This is a genomic window from Bacteroidota bacterium, from assembly GCA_040388375.1.
In the GTDB taxonomy this organism is placed as follows: Bacteria; Bacteroidota; Bacteroidia; order UKL13-3; family UKL13-3; genus JAAFJM01.
Window position 1 is genome coordinate 359,312 of record JAZKBU010000004.1, and the last position, 17,720, is coordinate 377,031.

Here is a 17,720-nt window from a genome sequence, read left to right on the forward strand (position 1 = left end):
TTGCTTAAATCAAGCAATTTAGTATTATTGTAAACTCTAATAAAAATTAACTAACTATGAATAAGATTTACTTATCTATAATAGCTTTATTTACAGTTATTACTGCGAATGCGCAGATAAACTACGGGTTCGATTACCCACAAGCGTTTGAAAGCTTTAGTAGTAGAGATACTGGTGCTGCTATCTATATTTCATTGTTTAATGCTAAACAAGATAGTACAATACGTCCGTATTCAGCTATTTTATCGGTTGATGACAATACCAGTACAGCTAAAAACGGAATCAATTTTAATATTACACCTGCTCAACAAAAAGTAGAATTTGCCCCAGGGCAAATGGGTTATAGAAATGTAATCAGATTTAAATTAAATGTAATTCCTGACAATATTTTTTGGGGAACAAAAAGTTTTAAACTGAACTTAACCACATTAGAAGGTTTTACAGTAGGCGATTTAATACATGGATATAGCGAAATGCTTATTGTTTTGGATTACGATGGAAGCCAAATTGGTATTCCAAGAGTAAGCAAAGACAATTATAATTTATACCCTAACCCTGCAAAAGATATTATAACAATTACAGGTGTGGAGTGTCAAAATACAGCTATTTTTGATTTGATGGGTAAAATGGTTTTAAACCCGATTGCAACAAACAATCAAATTAACATTGAAAGCTTACCTGCAGGTATTTACATATTAAAAGTAGTTACCGATAAAGGTTTGTTAGTTCACAAAATTGTGAAAGAATAAAAGTACTTATAAAGAGATATTGGAAAAGCCGAAGTTAAACACTTCGGCTTTTTTTGTGCATATTTCTGTTGAGTATATGTAACTTATTTGTATCATTAAGCATTAATTTTATCGCATGCAAAAACCTTGGTTTATTATTGATTTTGATAGCACTTTTACACAAGTAGAAGCCATGGAAGAATTGGCTGCCATTAGTTTAAAAAACGACCCGGAAAAAGAATCAATTATTGGTCAGATTAAGCATTTGACCGATTTAGCTATGGAAGGTAAAATGCCTTTTAATAAATCGCTAAAAGCCCGCATCACCTTGTTATCAGCTAAAAAATACCATATTAATATGCTGGTAAATAAATTAAGGAAAAAAGTATCACCTTCATTTATAAGAAATAAAGCTTTTTTTAAAGAATACCAAGGGCGTATATTAATTGTATCAGGCGGATTTAAAGAATTTATAGCACCCGTTGTAAAAAGCTTCCATATTAACGAAGATTGCATTTATGCCAATACCTTTGTTTACGATAGCAAAAACAATATTATCGGTACAGATGAACGAAATCCACTATCTCAACAAGGAGGAAAGGTAAAACTCCTGAAAGAATTAAAACTGAAAGGAGATGTATTTGCTATTGGCGATGGTTATACTGATTATGAAATGAAAGCAAGCGGTCAGGCCAATTTCTTTTTTGCCTTTACTGAAAATATAGCCCGATTAAGCGTGTTACAAAAGGCTGATTATGTAGCTCCAAGCTTGGACGAAATTTTATATAAAATGAAATTGCCTATGGCACTTTCGTATCCAAAAAGCAGGATAAAAGTAGTTTTATTAGGCAAAGAAACTTTTGAGGCTGCTCATTATTTTAAATTAGAAGGGTATCAGGTAGCTAAGTTTGAGCAAATAACCAACTCGGCAAAAAAAGAACTTAAACAAGCGTCCATTATTGTATCGTCTATTAACCAAATGATTGATATTAGTGAGTGCTCAAAGCTTTTATGTGCCAGTGTTTGGGGTGTTCATAATGAGCAGTTTAATTTGCTAAATGCACAACAAACGGCTATTCCCATATTCCATTCGCCTTTTGCCAACTCGCGCAGTGCTGTTGAGTTATCTTTGGGCTTTATGTTACAGCTTTCGCGTTATGCAAACACCGAAATAAAGGGGAAAAAATTAGGTTTAATTGGGTACGGAAATGCCGGAGGTTTATTAAGTGTATTGGCGCAAAATTTAGGGATGGAGGTATTGTTTTACGATAAAAGAGACAGAGCACCTTTAGGAAATGCCATAGCTTATAAAACAATGAATGATGTACTGAAACGCAGCGATTATATTGTGTTGATGAATAGCAGTAATGAAGGAGTATTACTTGGAGAAAAGGAGCTTAAGCACTTGCATACAAACGCCATGTTGATTAATTTAAGTTATGACGATTCTGTAGATATAAAAGCAGTGAATAAACTACTTGGTAGTAGGAAAATAGCAGGTTTTGCAATGGATTGCAACCATGCAGAAACATATAAAAATATTAAAGCCACCCAGCAAACAATAGTTACATTAAATAAAAGAAATGCAACAGCCGAAACACAACAACAGATAGCCGGTTTTATTTCAGAAAAAGTAATTGAATATATAAATACCGGAAATGTAGGAAAAAACTTAAACTTTCCGGAAATACAACTCCCTGCTTTATTAAACTCACACAGGTTTATTCATGTGCATGAAAACAAACCTGGTTTATTGGCAAAAATTAATGCTATATTGGCACTGCATAAAATCAATATTTCAGGTCAGTACCTAAAAACCAATGAAACATTGGGATATGTAATTACAGATGTAGTGAAGCAATATAATTCAGAGGCTATTAATGAATTAAAACAAATAGAAGGCACCCTTAAATTTAGAATTATTTATTAGTCAGTATCACTCTGTTTTTATCTATTTCAATTACTGGCTAATTGAAATAAATAAGGGACAAAAAAGAATAAATAAATAATTTATGAACATAGTTAATAAATGAAAAAAGATTGCATGCAATTGCATTAAATTGCAACGTTTTTAAATAAAATAATACAAACTTAACCGAAGAAAGCAGCAATAAATGGGGATACTTAGTTTTTTAACACAAGATTTAGCCATTGATTTAGGTACAGCGAATACTTTAATCATTCATAAAGATCAGGTGGTAGTTGATGAACCGTCAATTATAGCAATCAATCGTAGAAATGGAAATGTAATAGCTGTAGGTAGTCAGGCACAACAAATGCATGGAAAAGTGCATGAGGATATTAAAACTATTCGCCCTTTGAAAGATGGTGTAATTGCCGATTTTCAAGCAGCAGAGCACATGATAAGAGGTTTAATTGGTATGATTCCACAAACCAATAAATTAATAAAACCTCAACAACGCATGGTAATTTGTATTCCTTCAGGTATTACCGAAGTGGAAAAACGTGCGGTAAAAGACAGTGCTGAACGTGCTGGCTCTAAAGAAGTTTATTTAATTCATGAGCCAATGGCAGCAGCCATAGGTATTGGTATTGATGTTTTTGAACCAATGGGAAACATGATTATTGATATAGGTGGTGGAACAACCGAAATTGCAGTTATAGCTTTAGCAGGTATTGTTTGCGATCAATCAATTCGTGTAGCCGGTGATGAATTTACCGATGATATTTTAGATTATATGCGCAGGCAACATAATTTGCTTGTTGGAGAGCGTACAGCTGAAAGAATTAAAATTGAAGTGGGTTCTGCTTTGAGCGAATTAGAAAATCCTCCGCAAGATTATGCGGTAAATGGCCGCGATTTAATGACAGGTATTCCTAAACAAATTAGTGTTACCTACTCAGAAATAGCAGCAGCGCTTGATAAATCAATTTCAAAAATTGAAGAAGCTATTTTACGTGCATTAGAATTAACCCCTCCGGAGCTTTCAGCTGATATTTACTCAACAGGGTTATATTTAACAGGTGGTGGAGCTTTATTACGCGGTTTAGATAAACGTATTTCAGCTAAAACAAAATTACCTGTGCATGTAGCAGAAGATCCGCTTAGAGCAGTAGTTAGAGGAACAGGTATGGCACTTAAAAATTTAAAAAGCTATAAGTTTTTAATGACCTAATATTTTTGTTAAAATTATTCTTCCCTATTTTACCATCCATTAAATACCAAACTGAAAAGCCAAAGGCAATTTGTTAGGAACATAGACCAATGAAAAATCTGCTGTTTTTTTTCTATAAGTATTATGTGTTCTTTATGTTTTTTGCATTTGAGCTGTTTGCACTTGTTGTATTGTTCCGCTTTAATAATTACCAGCAAGCTAGTTTCTTAAATTATACAGCCAGTACAAGTTCGTCCATATACAATGCAATTAATAGCACTACAGGCTATTTTAACTTAAAAACACAAAACGATAGTTTGCAGGCAGAAAATGCACGTTTACGTTCACAGTTATTACAATCATTTTACCAGAATGGATTTACAGCTACTACCGTAAACGATACCATGTACAAGCAGCAGTATGAATATATTCCGGCTTTAGTAGTTAATAATTCCATTAGCAAACGCAATAACTATATTACTATTGATAAAGGTAGTCTGCACGGTATAAAACGTTTTGACGGGGTTATTTGCCCCAATGGTATAGTTGGTATAGTTTGGCAGGTGACACCATATTATAGTTTAGTACAGTCAGTATTAAACAGCAAAAGCAGTACAGGAGCAAAAGTTAAAAAAACGGGCGATATTGGCTCTGTTTCATGGAATGGCGATAATGCTTTGTTAGCCCAGTTAAGTAAAGTAAATAATTATGTTCCAGTTGCCGTTGGCGATGAAATAGTATCAACCGCACAATCGCCATCATACCCGGAAGATATTGCTATTGGTAAAATTGTAAAAATTGACCGTAATCCGGAGAAAAGCTCATACGATATTACCATTGTTTTGCATACTCCTTTTAGCAGGCTTAAAAGCGTTTATGTAGTACGAAATTTATTTAAAGAACAACAAATAGCAGCAGAAGCAAAAGCGGTTGCAGAAGAGGAGGCTAAAAAATGATACTAGAGTTTTTTAACTACTTAATGCGTTTTGTTTTATTGGTTTTCTTCCAGGTAGTAGTGGTTAACAACATAGATTTAAGCACCTATGTTAATCCATATATATACGTTGCTTTTATTTTAAGTTTACCATACAATACCAAACCATGGTTGGTTTTAGTACTAAGCTTTTTATTGGGAATGACCATGGATACATTTAGTAGTTTACCCGGTCCGCATATTGCAGCAACTGTTTTTATGGGCTATTTCAGACGTTTCTATATTATGTTTAGTACCAATAAGGATGACCAGGAAACGAATATTGAGCCGAGTATTAGCAGCAAAGGCCCCGTTGGTTTTTTAGTGTATGCTTTGGTATTGGTATTTATGCATCATTTTGTTTTATTCTTTTTAGAAGCATTTACCATTCAGCAGTTTTTCTCTACCATTACGCGTATATTCTTCAGTACCTTATTTACAGTACTATTAATTAGTATTGGGCAGTTATTGTTTTACAAAGTAGCCAAGAAGAAATAGTAAACCTTACCCTTTATAAAGTATTATTTAATAATTCAGGAATACAAGCTTTTTTGTATAAGCGAGAGTTAACAACACTTCCTTGTATGATGCTGGCATGTTTGGCGTTATGTGCATCGCTCCCCAAAAAACTATGGAATTTCTTTTCAATAATGTATTCGGCAGCCTTTTGAACGGCCGGGCTATAATAACCAATAAGCGATAAATTATTTAATTGAAGCAATATACCCTGGTCAAAAAACTCTTCGTATTTTTCTTTTTTATTGTGGTAGTAAGTATATCGTTCCGGATGCGCTAATACGGGCTGGTAGCCTCTTATTTTAAGTTCAAATAATACTGATTTAAGGTTTATTGATTCAGCCATAAAAGGCATTTCTACTAAAACGTATTTTTTATCCCCGCCAAAACTAAGAATATCATCGTTGGCTATTTTAGTTTCAAAGCCATCGTCTATCATATATTCTGCTGCTACTTCCAGCTCAATAGGTATATTTTGTTCTTTTGCGTAAGCTTTAAGTTCAGCTAATTTGGGTATTAAATTGTGAGCACCATTTTTATAAAAATCGCTCATTACATGTGGAGTAGTAATTATTTTCCTATAACCCATGGCTACAAATATTTTTAAAACATCTGCAGCTTGTTCCAGTGTTTGCACACCATCATCAACATCATGTATAAGATGGGAGTGTATTTCTACGTGAATAGGGTTTTGGAAAGAAACAGTTGTTTGTTCAACTGTTTCTTTGGTACCGAATAAGTTTTTTAAAAATCCCAATTTGTATAGTCGTGTTTAAGTGCTTGAATTACTTGATTGAGATTTTTATGGAGTAATTAAACTTGGTCTAAATACTCTTTTAACGAAGCAATATTAGGAACATTTAATGAATCTACCTTACGTGCATCGGCTACATATATGCTTAACCAGTCAAGTCTGTGGTTAATTTCATAAATAGCATTTAAGTTAAATTCTTCAACCGACATATTGATTACTTTGTGGTTCTCCACTTCCAATAAGTTGGTTAAAAACTCAAAGCGGGCACTTACTCTTTCATTGTGTCCTGAATCAATAAAGAAAAATATAGATGGAACTACTCCATAATAACTTTCGATTACATTGTGATTGGCTTCTGGTAACACATGGGTAAATGCTTCCTGTTTGGCATTTTCTTGTATTTGTTGCGCAAAACGTAATCCCAAAGCTTCAAAATAAGCATCGGTTACTACTATAAATTTGTTTGAAATTTTTGATTTAATGGTTTCAAACAAACTACTCATCTGTTCTTCGTAAGGTTGGGTATTTTTAACTTTATCAGCTATTTGTTGTAACTCGGTTTTTACATCTTTTTGCATAAACTCAGCAAAAATTTGTACCAGATAAGTTAATGAAAAACCTAGTGCCATGCGTGGTTGAAAACCCGGTTCTAAAAAATATTGTTTTATACCATGTTCAGTTGCTAAAGCACCTAACTTACCGCCACCGGTTAAAATTAACATATCGCAACCACGTTTTTTTACTTCATCAAACATGGTCAATGTTTCTTCTGTATTGCCACTGTATGAGCCTAACAGAACCAACGTTTTTTGGTTTACGTAAGCAGGTAAAGTATAATCAGCAATACACTCAACAGGTAAAGGCAACTGGTCCATAAAAATGTTTTTAACCAAACGTCCACCTATCCCACTTCCTCCCAAACCACCAATAATTATGTTGGTATAATTAGCCAGGTTTAAACCATGTGGTGTGTAGTTGCTTAATGCAAATTCAATTTGGTAACTAAATTTTTTTAATGCTTCGTGTTGTGGATTCATAATATAACTATTGCCTGATTGTGTTGTGTTAAATTTTATTTAATTAAATTCATAAGGTATTGACCATACCCACTTTTTAGTAATTTTTGAGCCTCGCGCTCTAATTCCGATTTGTTTATATAACCCATTCGGTAAGCTATTTCCTCTATACAGCCTATTTTTAAGCCTTGTCTTTCTTCTACTACCTGCACAAACTGACCTGCCTGCATTAAAGAACTAAAAGTACCGGTATCAAGCCAAGCTGTTCCTCTTTGTAAAACGCCCACTTTTAATTTTCCTTGTTGTAAGTACACTTTGTTTACATCGGTAATTTCATACTCACCTCTTGGCGAAGGTTTAATATTTTTGGCAATTTCTACTACTGAGTTATCGTAAAAATACAAGCCAGGTACCGCATAATTCGATTTAGGAACAGCAGGTTTTTCTTCAATGCTTAACGCATTCATATTTTCATCAAACTCTACTACACCATATCTTTCTGGATCACTTACGTGGTAAGCAAATACAACACCTCCTACCGGGTTATTGTTAGCGTGTAATAAAGACTTAAGTCCTGAGCTAAAGAAAATATTATCACCTAAAATCAGTGCTACGCTATCCTTACCAATAAATTTCTCACCTATTACAAAAGCTTGTGCAAGCCCATCTGGCGAAGGTTGTTCTGCATATTCAAAAGTACACCCAATCTGCGAGCCATCTCCAAGTAGTTTTTTAAAACCCGGTAAATCATGCGGAGTGGAAATAATTAAAATTTCTTTTATGCCAGCCAACATCAATACCGATAAAGGGTAATATATCATTGGCTTATCAAATACAGGCATTAGTTGTTTGCTAACGGCCAATGTAAGCGGGTGCAATCTGGTACCACTGCCGCCTGCTAATATTATTCCTTTCATACTAAGTTATGTAAATTTTTAAGTAAGCGTTTTCTTACGGTTGCAATATAAAAGAATAATGAAAAAAACGATAAGAATTTCTAAGGCCAAACACGTGTAACAAAATGCTTAATGGCTTGGTTTAGTTTTGTTGGTTCCTCTAACATTCCCATGTGAGCGGATTCCTGCAAATAGCATATTTCAGCTTCATTACATAAGGCTGCTTGTGCCAGCATATCGTTTTCAGTAATCAGGTTGTCTTGTTTACCAATGGCAAAAAATACAGGTAATTTTGTTTTTTCTAATAAATCAAAAGTACGCTCCCTGTTCATCATGGCTCTAATGGCATCAATAATGCCTTCAGTCGTGCCTTTGTTAGCTTCTTCTATAAGGTTAGCAATAGCTACGGTACTTTTTTCAGCGTCTTTAAAAAGGGTAGGGAAAAAGTTTTTAAAATAAGCGTCTTTGCCATTTTCCTGAATAAACTTAATGACTTGCCGTCTTTTATTCATTCTTTCCTGACTATCGGCAGTGGCTGTTGAGTGTAATAAGCCAAACCCTTTTAAGTATTGAGCATGTTTTTTTGCAAAAGCTAAGGTTACATAACCACCCAAGCTATGGCCAATCATAATGCATGATTTTATTTTTAGTGCATCAAGAGCAATTTTTACTTTATCTGCCATGCACTCTATTGTAATTTTTTCGTGTACACAACTCTTACCAAAACCTGGTAAATCAAAAGTAATAATATCAAACCATTGTTTCAATTCCTGCACTTGCAGGTTAAAAAGAGCACTGCTTTCACAGAAACCATGAAGAAGTACAAGTGTTTGCGGTTTCTGCGATTGATAGGTATAATAGTGTAACATAAAAGATGTTGCAAAATAAAAAAGCCATTTGAATTCAAATGGCTTTTTTATTTTATAATGATAAAGTACTAGTAAAATTTGTAACGCATGTCAACAACATTACGCATGTCTTTAAGCGCTTCCATATAACTATATTCCATACGTTGGCTAGCCGGTTGTTTTAACTCAGCTTTGTATTGCATATAGTCTTTAACCGGAGTTGGCTCGGTAAATTTATTTACTTGGAAAGCATAAACACCTGCATCACCTTTGAATGGTGCTTGTAATTTAGCAGGGGCTGAACCTAATACTGCACCAACAAATGAATTATCCTGACCAACATAAGCAATATTAGTGTTTTCGAAGCTTTGGTTACCAACCGGAGTAACAGTTAAGTTCAATTTTTTGCTTATTGCATCAAGGGTATTAGCTCCGCCATCCATTGCTTCTTTTATTTTAGCAGTTAATTGTTCCGCTTTTTTATCTCTGATATAATCAGCCTCTACTTTTGTTTTAGCAGCATCAAAATTCGATTTTCCTTTTTCACGAACTTCTTTTACCATAACAATTAAGTGTTTATCGCCAACAGTAATTACTTCGCTTACATCGCCTTGTTTAGCGTTAAAAGCCCATTTTACTGCTTCGCGTGCATCAGCATAACCAGGTAAGAAATTATCGTTTTCTCTTACAAAATCAGCCGTTTTAATATCTAATTTTTTCTCTTTTGCATTAGCTTCAAAATCTTCAGCATTTCTGCCACTTAATGCAAACTGGCTGGCTTCGTTAAAGGCTAACTGAGTAGTTTTGTCGCTTGCTTTAAACGTACGGTCTAATAAAGCAACAACTATTTTTTTGCTTGATTTGTTTTCAGTGATTTTTACAATGTGCCATCCGAATTGTGTTTTAACAATTCCTACGTCACCTTTTTTACCTGCTTTACAAAATGCATTGAATTCTTTTACCATTTGGCCATCTTGGAACCAACCTAAATCACCACCTCTGTCTTTAGTTCCATCAGTACCGTATTGTGCTGCTAACATAGCAAAATCGCCACCTTTTTTAATTTGAGCCAATACTTCTTCTGCTTTTGTTTTGCTGTTTAAAGTATCTTGTGCAGTGCCTGTACCTTCTATTTTAAATAAAATGTGGCTGGCACGCATAAATAATACAGTATCGTTTTTAACACCACTTATTTTATAAATTTGGTATTTATTGTCTTTAAATATTGGACCTACAATAGCTCCAACTGAATCTGAAAACAATTTATCTGCTATATCTTCAGGGAAATCTTTACGAGAACGCGGAGTTGCATCAAACTTTGTTTCACTGTTTTGGTCTATATATTGAGTATCATTCTTAGCTTGGGCAAATAAGTTTACTTGTTCAGAAACCCATTTGTTCATTTCCATGCTGTCTTCTCTGCTTGGTGCAAAATCATACACTACAAAGTTTAATTTACGGCTGTTTTCGCGCTCTTTGTATTTGTTTTGGTTTTTGTTGAAGTACGATTTTAAATCACCTTCTTCTGTTTTAATAGTTGAATCGGCAATAGCGTTAAATGGTAATACTACATAGTTTAACTCTGCTGTACGTGTACGTGCTTCGTACAATTTTTTTGCTTCTAAATTGGTAGTATAAATACCTTTTTTCAATAGGGTAGTGTATTTACGGCTCATACCATCTTGGTATAAGTAATCTTCAAAATCACGTAATTGTTTTTTAGTTTTTTCATCACCTTTTTCAGTAATCTGTTTCAAGTTTTGAATGACTACATTTTTATCAAACGAACCTGTTTTAGGGTCGGTAAAAGCTTGTTTTACTTGTGGATGGATGTTTTCACCATAAAATAAATCAGACAACTCATCGTTTGAAACGGTGATACCTAAATCAGTAAATTCTTTACTCATTAAGTTTTGTTGTACTATGGTGTTCCATGCTTGTTCTTTTATCTGGCTACGAGTATTTTCATCAAGTGGTTGTCCTTGACTACGTTGTAAATACCCCTCTTCTTGTTTAGCAATCTCTAATTCAAGTTGCTTAATGCTAATTGACTCACCATCAATTTTTCCGATATCATTATTGGAGTTATTGAAAATACTATTTCCACTTGTTAATGCATCTGATACAAGGAATAACACCAACGCCAAACCCACAAATCCAATTGCAAGTCCACTTCTGTTTCTTATTTTAGTTAATATTGCCATACGGTTTTTTTGAAGAGTGGCAAAAATAAGCGCATTGTACATACAAGGCAAATGTTATTTATTTTTGCACTAGCAATAAAATCAGTTAGTTAAACAAATAGCATAAAAATGAAATACGGAAAACTATACTTAATTCCCAACTTTTTATCGAATGAGGCAAATACTGATTTTTTGCCTGAAATGGTAAAAAGAATGAGCCATCACATAAAAAATTTTGTAGTAGAGAGTGAAAAAGAAGCTAGGGCTTTGATAAAAAAACTGCAACTGGCTACTCCTCAAAACGAACTGCAAATTTTTATATTGAATGAGCATACCGAAACTAAAAGTTACCATCAGCTGTTAAAAGCACTGGAAAATGAACAGGATGCGGGTATTATTAGCGATGCCGGTTTGCCTTGTGTGGCTGATCCCGGTTATCAATTAGTGGCTTTGGCACATCAAAAAAATATAGAGATTATTCCATTACCAGGTGCCTCCTCTATTTTTATGGCCTTAATGGCAAGTGGCTTTAGTGGACAGAACTTTGCTTTTACCGGTTATATTCCCATTGACAAAGCATTGCGGGTAAAACGCATTAAAGAGTTGGAACGTGAAGCTATTGGTAAAATGCAAGCACAGATATTTATGGAAACACCCTATAGAAATAACCAATTGTTGGATGAATTAATTAAAAATGGTTTTCCGAACACCTTGCTTTGTATAGCCTGTAACGTAAGCTCACCCAATGAGTTTATTAAAACTAAAACCTTGAAAGAATGGGCAAGTGCTAAGCCTGATTTACATAAAAAGCCAGCTATATTTATTTTGGGTGTTTAAACTAATGTTTCGATTTTTGAAAGTTAAGATTGGGAAACTTTTTCATGTAATCAGTATAACGTTTAATAGATTTTGGTAAACTAAAATGATAACCAAAATAAAAACTTACACTACCAACACTGTAGCTGATGCGTTCATTTTTGCCCAAGGGTAAATTGTATACATCTGCCACCCCTGTTAGGCCTGTAAAAAACCGTCTGTAATTATAGCCTATACCCGCTCTTCCCATGGCACGTGGTATAATTTCAAATTCATCAAATACCTTGTTCCCATTTATTAATTCACTGGTGTAGTGTTGTTGTTGAAAATCAATACCGCCAAAGGCAGATAAAGTTAAAAAGAAGCGTTTGTAGGCTACAAAAGTATGTCCATAGCCGGGCATAAAACACAAGTTGTAAAAATCGCCTTTTTGCAGTTTGCTCTCTGCACCAAATTTATCAGGGTTTACATTTCTTGGAACAATAGAAGAGTCAGCCCTGATATTATAATAATTAAGTGAAGTGCTTAACATAAAACTACCTGCACTGTGTTTTTGAATTTCGTTTTGTATAAATGTACTTCTGTAAGAATAACGTTTATGGTTAAAAATATAATAATAATTAGCACCAATATTTAAGGTACTTAAATCATTACGTATGTAAAAAGTTTTTGGAGGAGTGTTTGGTAAAACATCTTTGGTATTGTTTAAGTAATAGCCTGAATAATCCAGGTAATAAATATCAAAGCCCATTTTTTTGCCATAACTACTTAATTTTATATTGGTGTAGGTAGTAGTTCCTTTTTCTTTTTCCTGTATATTTTTTGGCGCGTAACTAAAGGCCAAGCCAAGCCAGTTAAGTCTTACACTCACACCTATGGCAGTATAATCGTTTGGCGTATAAGTTAAGTTGGCTCCTGCTTTTCCTATTACATTAATGTCGCTTTTGTTCGTTAATGCAAATAAACTTACGTTTAATTGGTCGGAAATATCATCAATAAAATACTCCCGTGGTAACTGCTTTCTTCGCAACGAATCCTGAGCGCTTAGTTGATTTAAAAAGCTTAGTAAGCCAAGTATTATGATGAGTATTTTTTTCAAACGTTTTTTAGAGCGCTAAAATGATAAAAGGTTTAATTGCTACTATAAAAATGATAGTTTCGCTGCATGATTAAAAACTTATTTTACGGTGCAATTATAATCATTCTGCTAAATTCATGTAGTAGTAAACAAAAAGTAGATACAATTTGTTTTAACGGTCAAATTATTACCGTTGATACTGCCATGAGTAAAAAGCAAGCTTTTGCTATAAGGGATGGTAAGTTTGTTGAAGTAGGTAGTGATGAAAGCATTCTTTCAAAGTATGAAAGTTTACAAAAAATAGACTTAAAGCAACAGTTTGTATATCCGGGTTTAATTGATGCACACAGTCATTTTTATGGCTTGGGAAATTTTTTACAAATGGTTGATTTAACGGGAGCAAAAAGCTGGGATGAATGTGTGCAACGCTGTAAATTATTTTATGCACTGCACAAACCAACTATTTTATTGGGTAGAGGTTGGGACCAGAATTTATGGGACAGCAAAAGCTTTCCAACCAATGATAAACTGAATGAGTTATTTGCTCAAATACCAGTTATGCTTAAAAGAGTTGATGGCCATGCAGCCATGGTAAATGATTGTGTATTGAAATTAGCCCTTATAACAGAAAGCACGAAAGTGAGTGGTGGTTTAGTGGTAACTGCAAATAATAAAGCAACAGGCGTGTTGGTTGATAATGCAGTAGATTTAGTGGAAGCAGTATTGCCTGCAATTACTACCAGCGATAAAATTAAAGCACTGAAAATAGCAGAACAGCATTGTTTTAGCTATGGTTTAACAAGTGTATGCGATGCAGGATTGGAGTTAAACATTATACATTTAATTGATAGTTTACAACAAAGCAATACATTAGGCATACGCTTATATGCCATGGTAAGTTTAAATGATGAAAATTTAAAAGAAGCACTTCAAATAGGCGTATATAAAACAGATATGTTAAACGTTTCCAGTTTTAAAATGTATGCCGATGGTTCATTAGGCTCGCGTGGTGCCTGTTTGATTGAACCATATAGTGATGATGTGCACAATAAAGGTTTTTTATTAACGGATATTCATAAAATGAAAAAGTATATCCGGCAAATTGCGTTAAGTAAGTTTCAGTTAAACACCCATTGTATTGGCGACTCAACCAACCGATATATTTTAAAATTATACAGCCAGGCTTTAGGTAAAAGTAACGACAGGCGTTGGCGCATTGAACACGCCCAGGTTGTTAATCCTGCCGATTTAAGTTTATTTAAGGAGTATGCCATTATACCTTCAGTTCAACCTACACACGCTACCAGCGATATGTATTGGGCCGTAGATAGATTAGGCAAAGAACGCATTAAACAAGCCTATGCTTATCAAACATTGCTGCAACAAAACAATTGGCTACCATTAGGTACAGATTTTCCTGTAGAGTCGGTTTCACCTTTTTATACTTTTTATGCAGCAGTATCAAGGCAGGATGCTGATAAAAAACCTATAGATGGGTTTAACAAAGAAAATGCTTTAAGTCGTGAACAGGCTTTAAAAGGTATGACTATTTGGGCGGCTAAAGCAGCTTTTGAAGAAAACGAAAAAGGAAGTATTGAAACCAATAAAATGGCGGATTTTATAGTTTGCGATATTGATTTATTAAACGAAAAGGATTTACTTAAAATACGCAATACCAAACCACAACAAGTATTTGTGGCAGGTAAAAAAGTAAAGTAAATAAAGCCTGACTAAGCTTTAATTAATTGGTTTGCCAATAAGTATTCAGCTATTTGTACCGTATTGGTAGCAGCACCTTTGCGCAAATTGTCCGCTACAATCCATAAGTTTAAAGTGTTGGCCTGGCTTTCATCCCTTCTAATTCTACCTACAAAAACATCGTCTTTACCATCGGCAAACAGCGGCATAGGGTATATAAAATTATCTACATCATCCTGCAAAGTAACACCAGATGTATGGGCTAAAATGTTTTTGACTTCCGCTAAATCAAAATCGTTCTCAAACTCAATGTTTACACTTTCGCTATGCCCACCGGTAGTAGGAATGCGCACACAGGTAGCAGTAACTTTTATACTGTCATCTCCCATTATTTTTTTAGTTTCCTTCACCATTTTCATTTCTTCTTTGGTGTAACCATTTTCTAAAAAAACATCTATATGTGGCAAAGCATTTTTATCAATTTGGTATTTATAAGCCATTTCACCCTGTATACCCTGGCGTTCATTTTCCATTTGCTGTACCGCTTTTACACCGGTACCCGTAACTGATTGGTAAGTAGAAACCACCACGCGTTTTATTCTATATTTTTTGTGCAAAGGTTGTAAAACCAATACCATTTGTATGGTTGAGCAGTTAGGGTTGGCAATAATTTTATCGTTGGTGGTTAATACATGGGCATTTACTTCCGGTACTACTAACTTTTTAGTTTCGTCCATACGCCAAGCAGATGAGTTATCAATAACATAACAACCAATTTCAGCAAACTTTGGAGCCCACTCTAAAGAAACACTTCCACCGGCAGAAAATAAAGCTATTTGCGGCTTTGCATCAATGGCTTGTTGCATGGTATGTAAAGTATATTCCTTGTTATTGAACATTATTTTTTTTCCTGCCGATTTATCAGAAGCAACAGGTATTAATTCAGTAACAGGGAAATTCTTTTCTTGTAATACTTTTAACATAACAGAGCCTACCAGTCCGGTAGCGCCCACCACAGCCAATTTCATCATATCTTTTGTAATAAATATAAGCGCCAAAAATAGCCGATAAAACAAGAATTAACAATTTTTAGAAAAGGAAATGTTTTCGACTTGGATGATGTTGGTATATTTTCCTTTTTGGGTTAAATTTTGTTCAATTAATTAGAAAATACCATTTACACCAACATTTATCAGCTATTTATTTTTAGCGTAATACCCTTACATTTGCCTCATTATTAAAATTTCTATTAGATGGATTTATTTGAAAAGCTGAAGACTAAACCGGGTCCGCTTGGGCAACATGGTGATGATAGTTATGGGTATTATATGTTCCCTAAATTAGAGGGAGAAATAGGTCCTCGTATGTTATTCAGAGGTAAAGAAAAATTAAACTGGAGCTTAAACAATTATTTAGGTTTAGCCAATCATCCGGAAGTACGTAAAACCGATGCAGAAGCAACCGCTCAATATGGTTTAGCCTACCCAATGGGAGCTAGGATGATGAGTGGAAACACCAGTTTTCACGAACAGTTAGAGCGCGAGTTAGCAGCATTTGTTAGCAAACCCGATGCAATTTTATTGAATTTCGGATACCAGGGAATGGTTTCTGCTATTGATTGTTTGGTAGACCGCCACGATGTAATAGTATATGATGCCGAAAGCCATGCATGTATTTTAGATGGCGTTCGTTTGCACATGGGTAAACGTTTTGTGTTTACACATAATAATATGGAAAGCTTAGAAACCCAGTTAAAGCGTGCGGAAAGACTCGTAGCTGAAACGGGTGGTTCAATATTGGTTATTACCGAAGGCGTATTTGGTATGACAGGTGCACAAGGCAATATTAAAGCCATAGCTGAGTTAAAGAAAAAATACAGCTTCCGTTTGTTTGTTGATGATGCGCATGGTTTTGGTACCATGGGTAAAACAGGAGCAGGCGTAGGCGAAGAACAAGGTGTAATGGATGCTATAGATGTTTACTTTGGTACCTTTGCTAAAAGTATGGCAGGTATAGGTGGTTTTATAGCTGGTGAAAATTTAGTAATTAAACATTTACGCTACAATATACGTTCTCAGATTTTTGCTAAAAGCTTACCAATGCCAATGGTAATAGGTGCTTTAAAACGCCTTTCATTGTTACGCGATTTCCCTGAAAACAAAGCCAAATTGTGGACTATAGTAAGAGCTTTACAGAGCGGTTTAAAAGAAAATGGGTTCAATATAGGTGTTACTACCACACCGGTTACACCGGTAGTTTTAAATGGTACTATACCCGAAGCAACTGCTATTACACATGAATTAAGAGAAGTGTATAATATATTCTGTTCAATAGTTGTTTACCCTGTAGTACCAAAAGGAATGATTATATTGCGTTTAATTCCGACAGCGGCACATACTTTAGCAGATGTAACAGAAACCATTGCTGCCTTTTCAGTTATTAAAGAAAAACTGGATGCAGGTGCTTATAAAGAAACAGCATTTGTTTCCATGGGCGATTTGGCTAAAGCGTAAGCCAGCTTACAATTAAATATATAATTTAGAAAAATTTTAGGTTTAATTTTTCTATTTTTGAAAGTATAAACAAAAAAGAAAATGAAAAAGATAGCAATCATATTAAGTGTATTTATAGTAGTACTAGGCTTATTTGCTTTTAAACCACAAACGGAAGAAGTAAAGTGGCTTAATTTTAACGATGGATATAAACTGGCTAAAAAGAAAAACAAAATAATTTTAGTTGATGTGTATACAGAATGGTGTGGCTGGTGTAAACGTATGGATAGAGATACCTATGCTAAACCAAGTATTGTAAATGCACTAAACAAAGATTACGTAGTGGTTAAATTTAACCCGGAGGTAACAGGTGTAACTTATAGCTATAATGGTAAAACATACGATGGACCAGGCTTAGCTGGAGCTATTAGCAATAATAGTATTAGTGGTTATCCTACAACTGTTTTTATCAATCCTAAATCGCATAAAACAAAATTAGAAGTAGGTTATAAAAACGAAGCCGATATGAGCGTAATTTTAGTTGATATTCAAAAAAGTTTAAAAGGGCAATAAATACTTTTAGAACGCGTTATATGTAATTTAGAA

Annotated in this window: 16 protein-coding genes; 9 read left to right on the forward strand and 7 right to left on the reverse strand. The window is 34.4% G+C overall.

Features of this window, described 5'->3' with window-relative positions; all coding sequences use genetic code 11:
• Window positions 1-56: 56 nt before the first annotated feature.
• From V4538_07260 to V4538_07280, 5 genes are all read left to right on the forward strand, one after another.
• On the forward strand, window positions 57-749 hold the full coding sequence (locus tag V4538_07260; protein ID MES2380822.1) for a T9SS type A sorting domain-containing protein: 693 nt from the start codon (window positions 57-59) through the stop codon (window positions 747-749).
• Window positions 750-864: 115 nt separating this feature from the next.
• Window positions 865-2,658, forward strand: a complete 1,794-nt coding sequence (locus V4538_07265; protein ID MES2380823.1) for an HAD-IB family phosphatase — start codon at window positions 865-867, stop codon at window positions 2,656-2,658.
• 184 nt (window positions 2,659-2,842) lie between these two features.
• A complete protein-coding gene (locus V4538_07270) occupies window positions 2,843-3,865 on the forward strand; it encodes a rod shape-determining protein (protein ID MES2380824.1) in 1,023 nt (340 codons plus the stop codon).
• A gap of 89 nt (window positions 3,866-3,954) precedes the next feature.
• Entirely contained in the window at window positions 3,955-4,800 is an 846-nt protein-coding gene (gene mreC / locus V4538_07275; GenBank protein ID MES2380825.1) for a rod shape-determining protein MreC, read from the forward strand.
• Window positions 4,797-5,315, forward strand: a complete 519-nt coding sequence (locus tag V4538_07280) for a rod shape-determining protein MreD (protein ID MES2380826.1) — start codon at window positions 4,797-4,799, stop codon at window positions 5,313-5,315. The genes mreC and V4538_07280 overlap by 4 nt, the downstream gene beginning before the upstream one ends.
• A gap of 13 nt (window positions 5,316-5,328) precedes the next feature.
• On the opposite strand, the gene V4538_07285 is transcribed toward V4538_07280, so the two are convergent.
• The 5 genes from V4538_07285 to V4538_07305 form a co-directional block, all read right to left on the reverse strand.
• Window positions 5,329-6,090, reverse strand: coding sequence for a CpsB/CapC family capsule biosynthesis tyrosine phosphatase (locus V4538_07285; GenBank protein MES2380827.1), 762 nt, complete (start codon window positions 6,088-6,090; stop codon window positions 5,329-5,331).
• A 56-nt stretch (window positions 6,091-6,146) separates the two neighbouring features.
• Entirely contained in the window at window positions 6,147-7,124 is a 978-nt protein-coding gene (locus tag V4538_07290) for an SIS domain-containing protein (protein MES2380828.1), read from the reverse strand.
• Window positions 7,125-7,159: 35 nt separating this feature from the next.
• Window positions 7,160-8,020, reverse strand: a complete 861-nt coding sequence (gene rfbA, locus V4538_07295; protein MES2380829.1) for a glucose-1-phosphate thymidylyltransferase RfbA — start codon at window positions 8,018-8,020, stop codon at window positions 7,160-7,162.
• Window positions 8,021-8,100: 80 nt separating this feature from the next.
• The gene (locus tag V4538_07300; protein MES2380830.1) at window positions 8,101-8,868 is read right to left on the reverse strand and encodes an alpha/beta hydrolase; all 768 of its coding nucleotides are present in this window, start codon (window positions 8,866-8,868) and stop codon (window positions 8,101-8,103) included.
• Window positions 8,869-8,936: 68 nt separating this feature from the next.
• Window positions 8,937-11,051 (reverse strand): SurA N-terminal domain-containing protein, encoded by a 2,115-nt coding sequence (locus V4538_07305; GenBank protein ID MES2380831.1) that lies wholly within the window; start codon window positions 11,049-11,051, stop codon window positions 8,937-8,939.
• A 108-nt stretch (window positions 11,052-11,159) separates the two neighbouring features.
• Here V4538_07305 and V4538_07310 point away from each other — a divergent pair, with 108 nt between their 5' ends.
• On the forward strand, window positions 11,160-11,867 hold the full coding sequence (locus V4538_07310; GenBank protein ID MES2380832.1) for an SAM-dependent methyltransferase: 708 nt from the start codon (window positions 11,160-11,162) through the stop codon (window positions 11,865-11,867).
• A 1-nt stretch (window position 11,868) separates the two neighbouring features.
• On the opposite strand, the gene V4538_07315 is transcribed toward V4538_07310, so the two are convergent.
• A complete protein-coding gene (locus V4538_07315; GenBank protein ID MES2380833.1) occupies window positions 11,869-12,945 on the reverse strand; it encodes a DUF4421 family protein in 1,077 nt (358 codons plus the stop codon).
• Window positions 12,946-13,011: 66 nt separating this feature from the next.
• Here V4538_07315 and V4538_07320 point away from each other — a divergent pair, with 66 nt between their 5' ends.
• Window positions 13,012-14,643 (forward strand): amidohydrolase, encoded by a 1,632-nt coding sequence (locus tag V4538_07320; protein ID MES2380834.1) that lies wholly within the window; start codon window positions 13,012-13,014, stop codon window positions 14,641-14,643.
• Between the two features lie 11 nt (window positions 14,644-14,654).
• Here the strand turns inward: V4538_07320 and V4538_07325 are convergent, their stop codons facing one another.
• On the reverse strand, window positions 14,655-15,650 hold the full coding sequence (locus tag V4538_07325) for an aspartate-semialdehyde dehydrogenase (protein ID MES2380835.1): 996 nt from the start codon (window positions 15,648-15,650) through the stop codon (window positions 14,655-14,657).
• 225 nt (window positions 15,651-15,875) lie between these two features.
• Here V4538_07325 and V4538_07330 point away from each other — a divergent pair, with 225 nt between their 5' ends.
• Window positions 15,876-17,135, forward strand: coding sequence for an aminotransferase class I/II-fold pyridoxal phosphate-dependent enzyme (locus V4538_07330; GenBank protein MES2380836.1), 1,260 nt, complete (start codon window positions 15,876-15,878; stop codon window positions 17,133-17,135).
• A gap of 81 nt (window positions 17,136-17,216) precedes the next feature.
• Window positions 17,217-17,687, forward strand: coding sequence for a DUF255 domain-containing protein (locus tag V4538_07335; protein ID MES2380837.1), 471 nt, complete (start codon window positions 17,217-17,219; stop codon window positions 17,685-17,687).
• Window positions 17,688-17,720: the final 33 nt, after the last annotated feature.

Coding starts and splice junctions, on each gene's coding strand:
- V4538_07310 (MES2380832.1), top strand. CDS start 11,160: ATGAAATACGGAAAACTATACTTAATTCCCAACTTTTTATCGAATGAG.
- V4538_07290 (MES2380828.1), bottom strand. CDS start 7,124: ATGAATCCACAACACGAAGCATTAAAAAAATTTAGTTACCAAATTGAA.
- V4538_07300 (MES2380830.1), bottom strand. CDS start 8,868: ATGTTACACTATTATACCTATCAATCGCAGAAACCGCAAACACTTGTA.
- V4538_07305 (MES2380831.1), bottom strand. CDS start 11,051: ATGGCAATATTAACTAAAATAAGAAACAGAAGTGGACTTGCAATTGGA.
- V4538_07320 (MES2380834.1), top strand. CDS start 13,012: ATGATTAAAAACTTATTTTACGGTGCAATTATAATCATTCTGCTAAAT.
- mreC (MES2380825.1), top strand. CDS start 3,955: ATGAAAAATCTGCTGTTTTTTTTCTATAAGTATTATGTGTTCTTTATG.
- V4538_07265 (MES2380823.1), top strand. CDS start 865: ATGCAAAAACCTTGGTTTATTATTGATTTTGATAGCACTTTTACACAA.
- rfbA (MES2380829.1), bottom strand. CDS start 8,020: ATGAAAGGAATAATATTAGCAGGCGGCAGTGGTACCAGATTGCACCCG.
- V4538_07260 (MES2380822.1), top strand. CDS start 57: ATGAATAAGATTTACTTATCTATAATAGCTTTATTTACAGTTATTACT.
- V4538_07270 (MES2380824.1), top strand. CDS start 2,843: ATGGGGATACTTAGTTTTTTAACACAAGATTTAGCCATTGATTTAGGT.
- V4538_07325 (MES2380835.1), bottom strand. CDS start 15,650: ATGAAATTGGCTGTGGTGGGCGCTACCGGACTGGTAGGCTCTGTTATG.
- V4538_07280 (MES2380826.1), top strand. CDS start 4,797: ATGATACTAGAGTTTTTTAACTACTTAATGCGTTTTGTTTTATTGGTT.
- V4538_07330 (MES2380836.1), top strand. CDS start 15,876: ATGGATTTATTTGAAAAGCTGAAGACTAAACCGGGTCCGCTTGGGCAA.
- V4538_07335 (MES2380837.1), top strand. CDS start 17,217: ATGAAAAAGATAGCAATCATATTAAGTGTATTTATAGTAGTACTAGGC.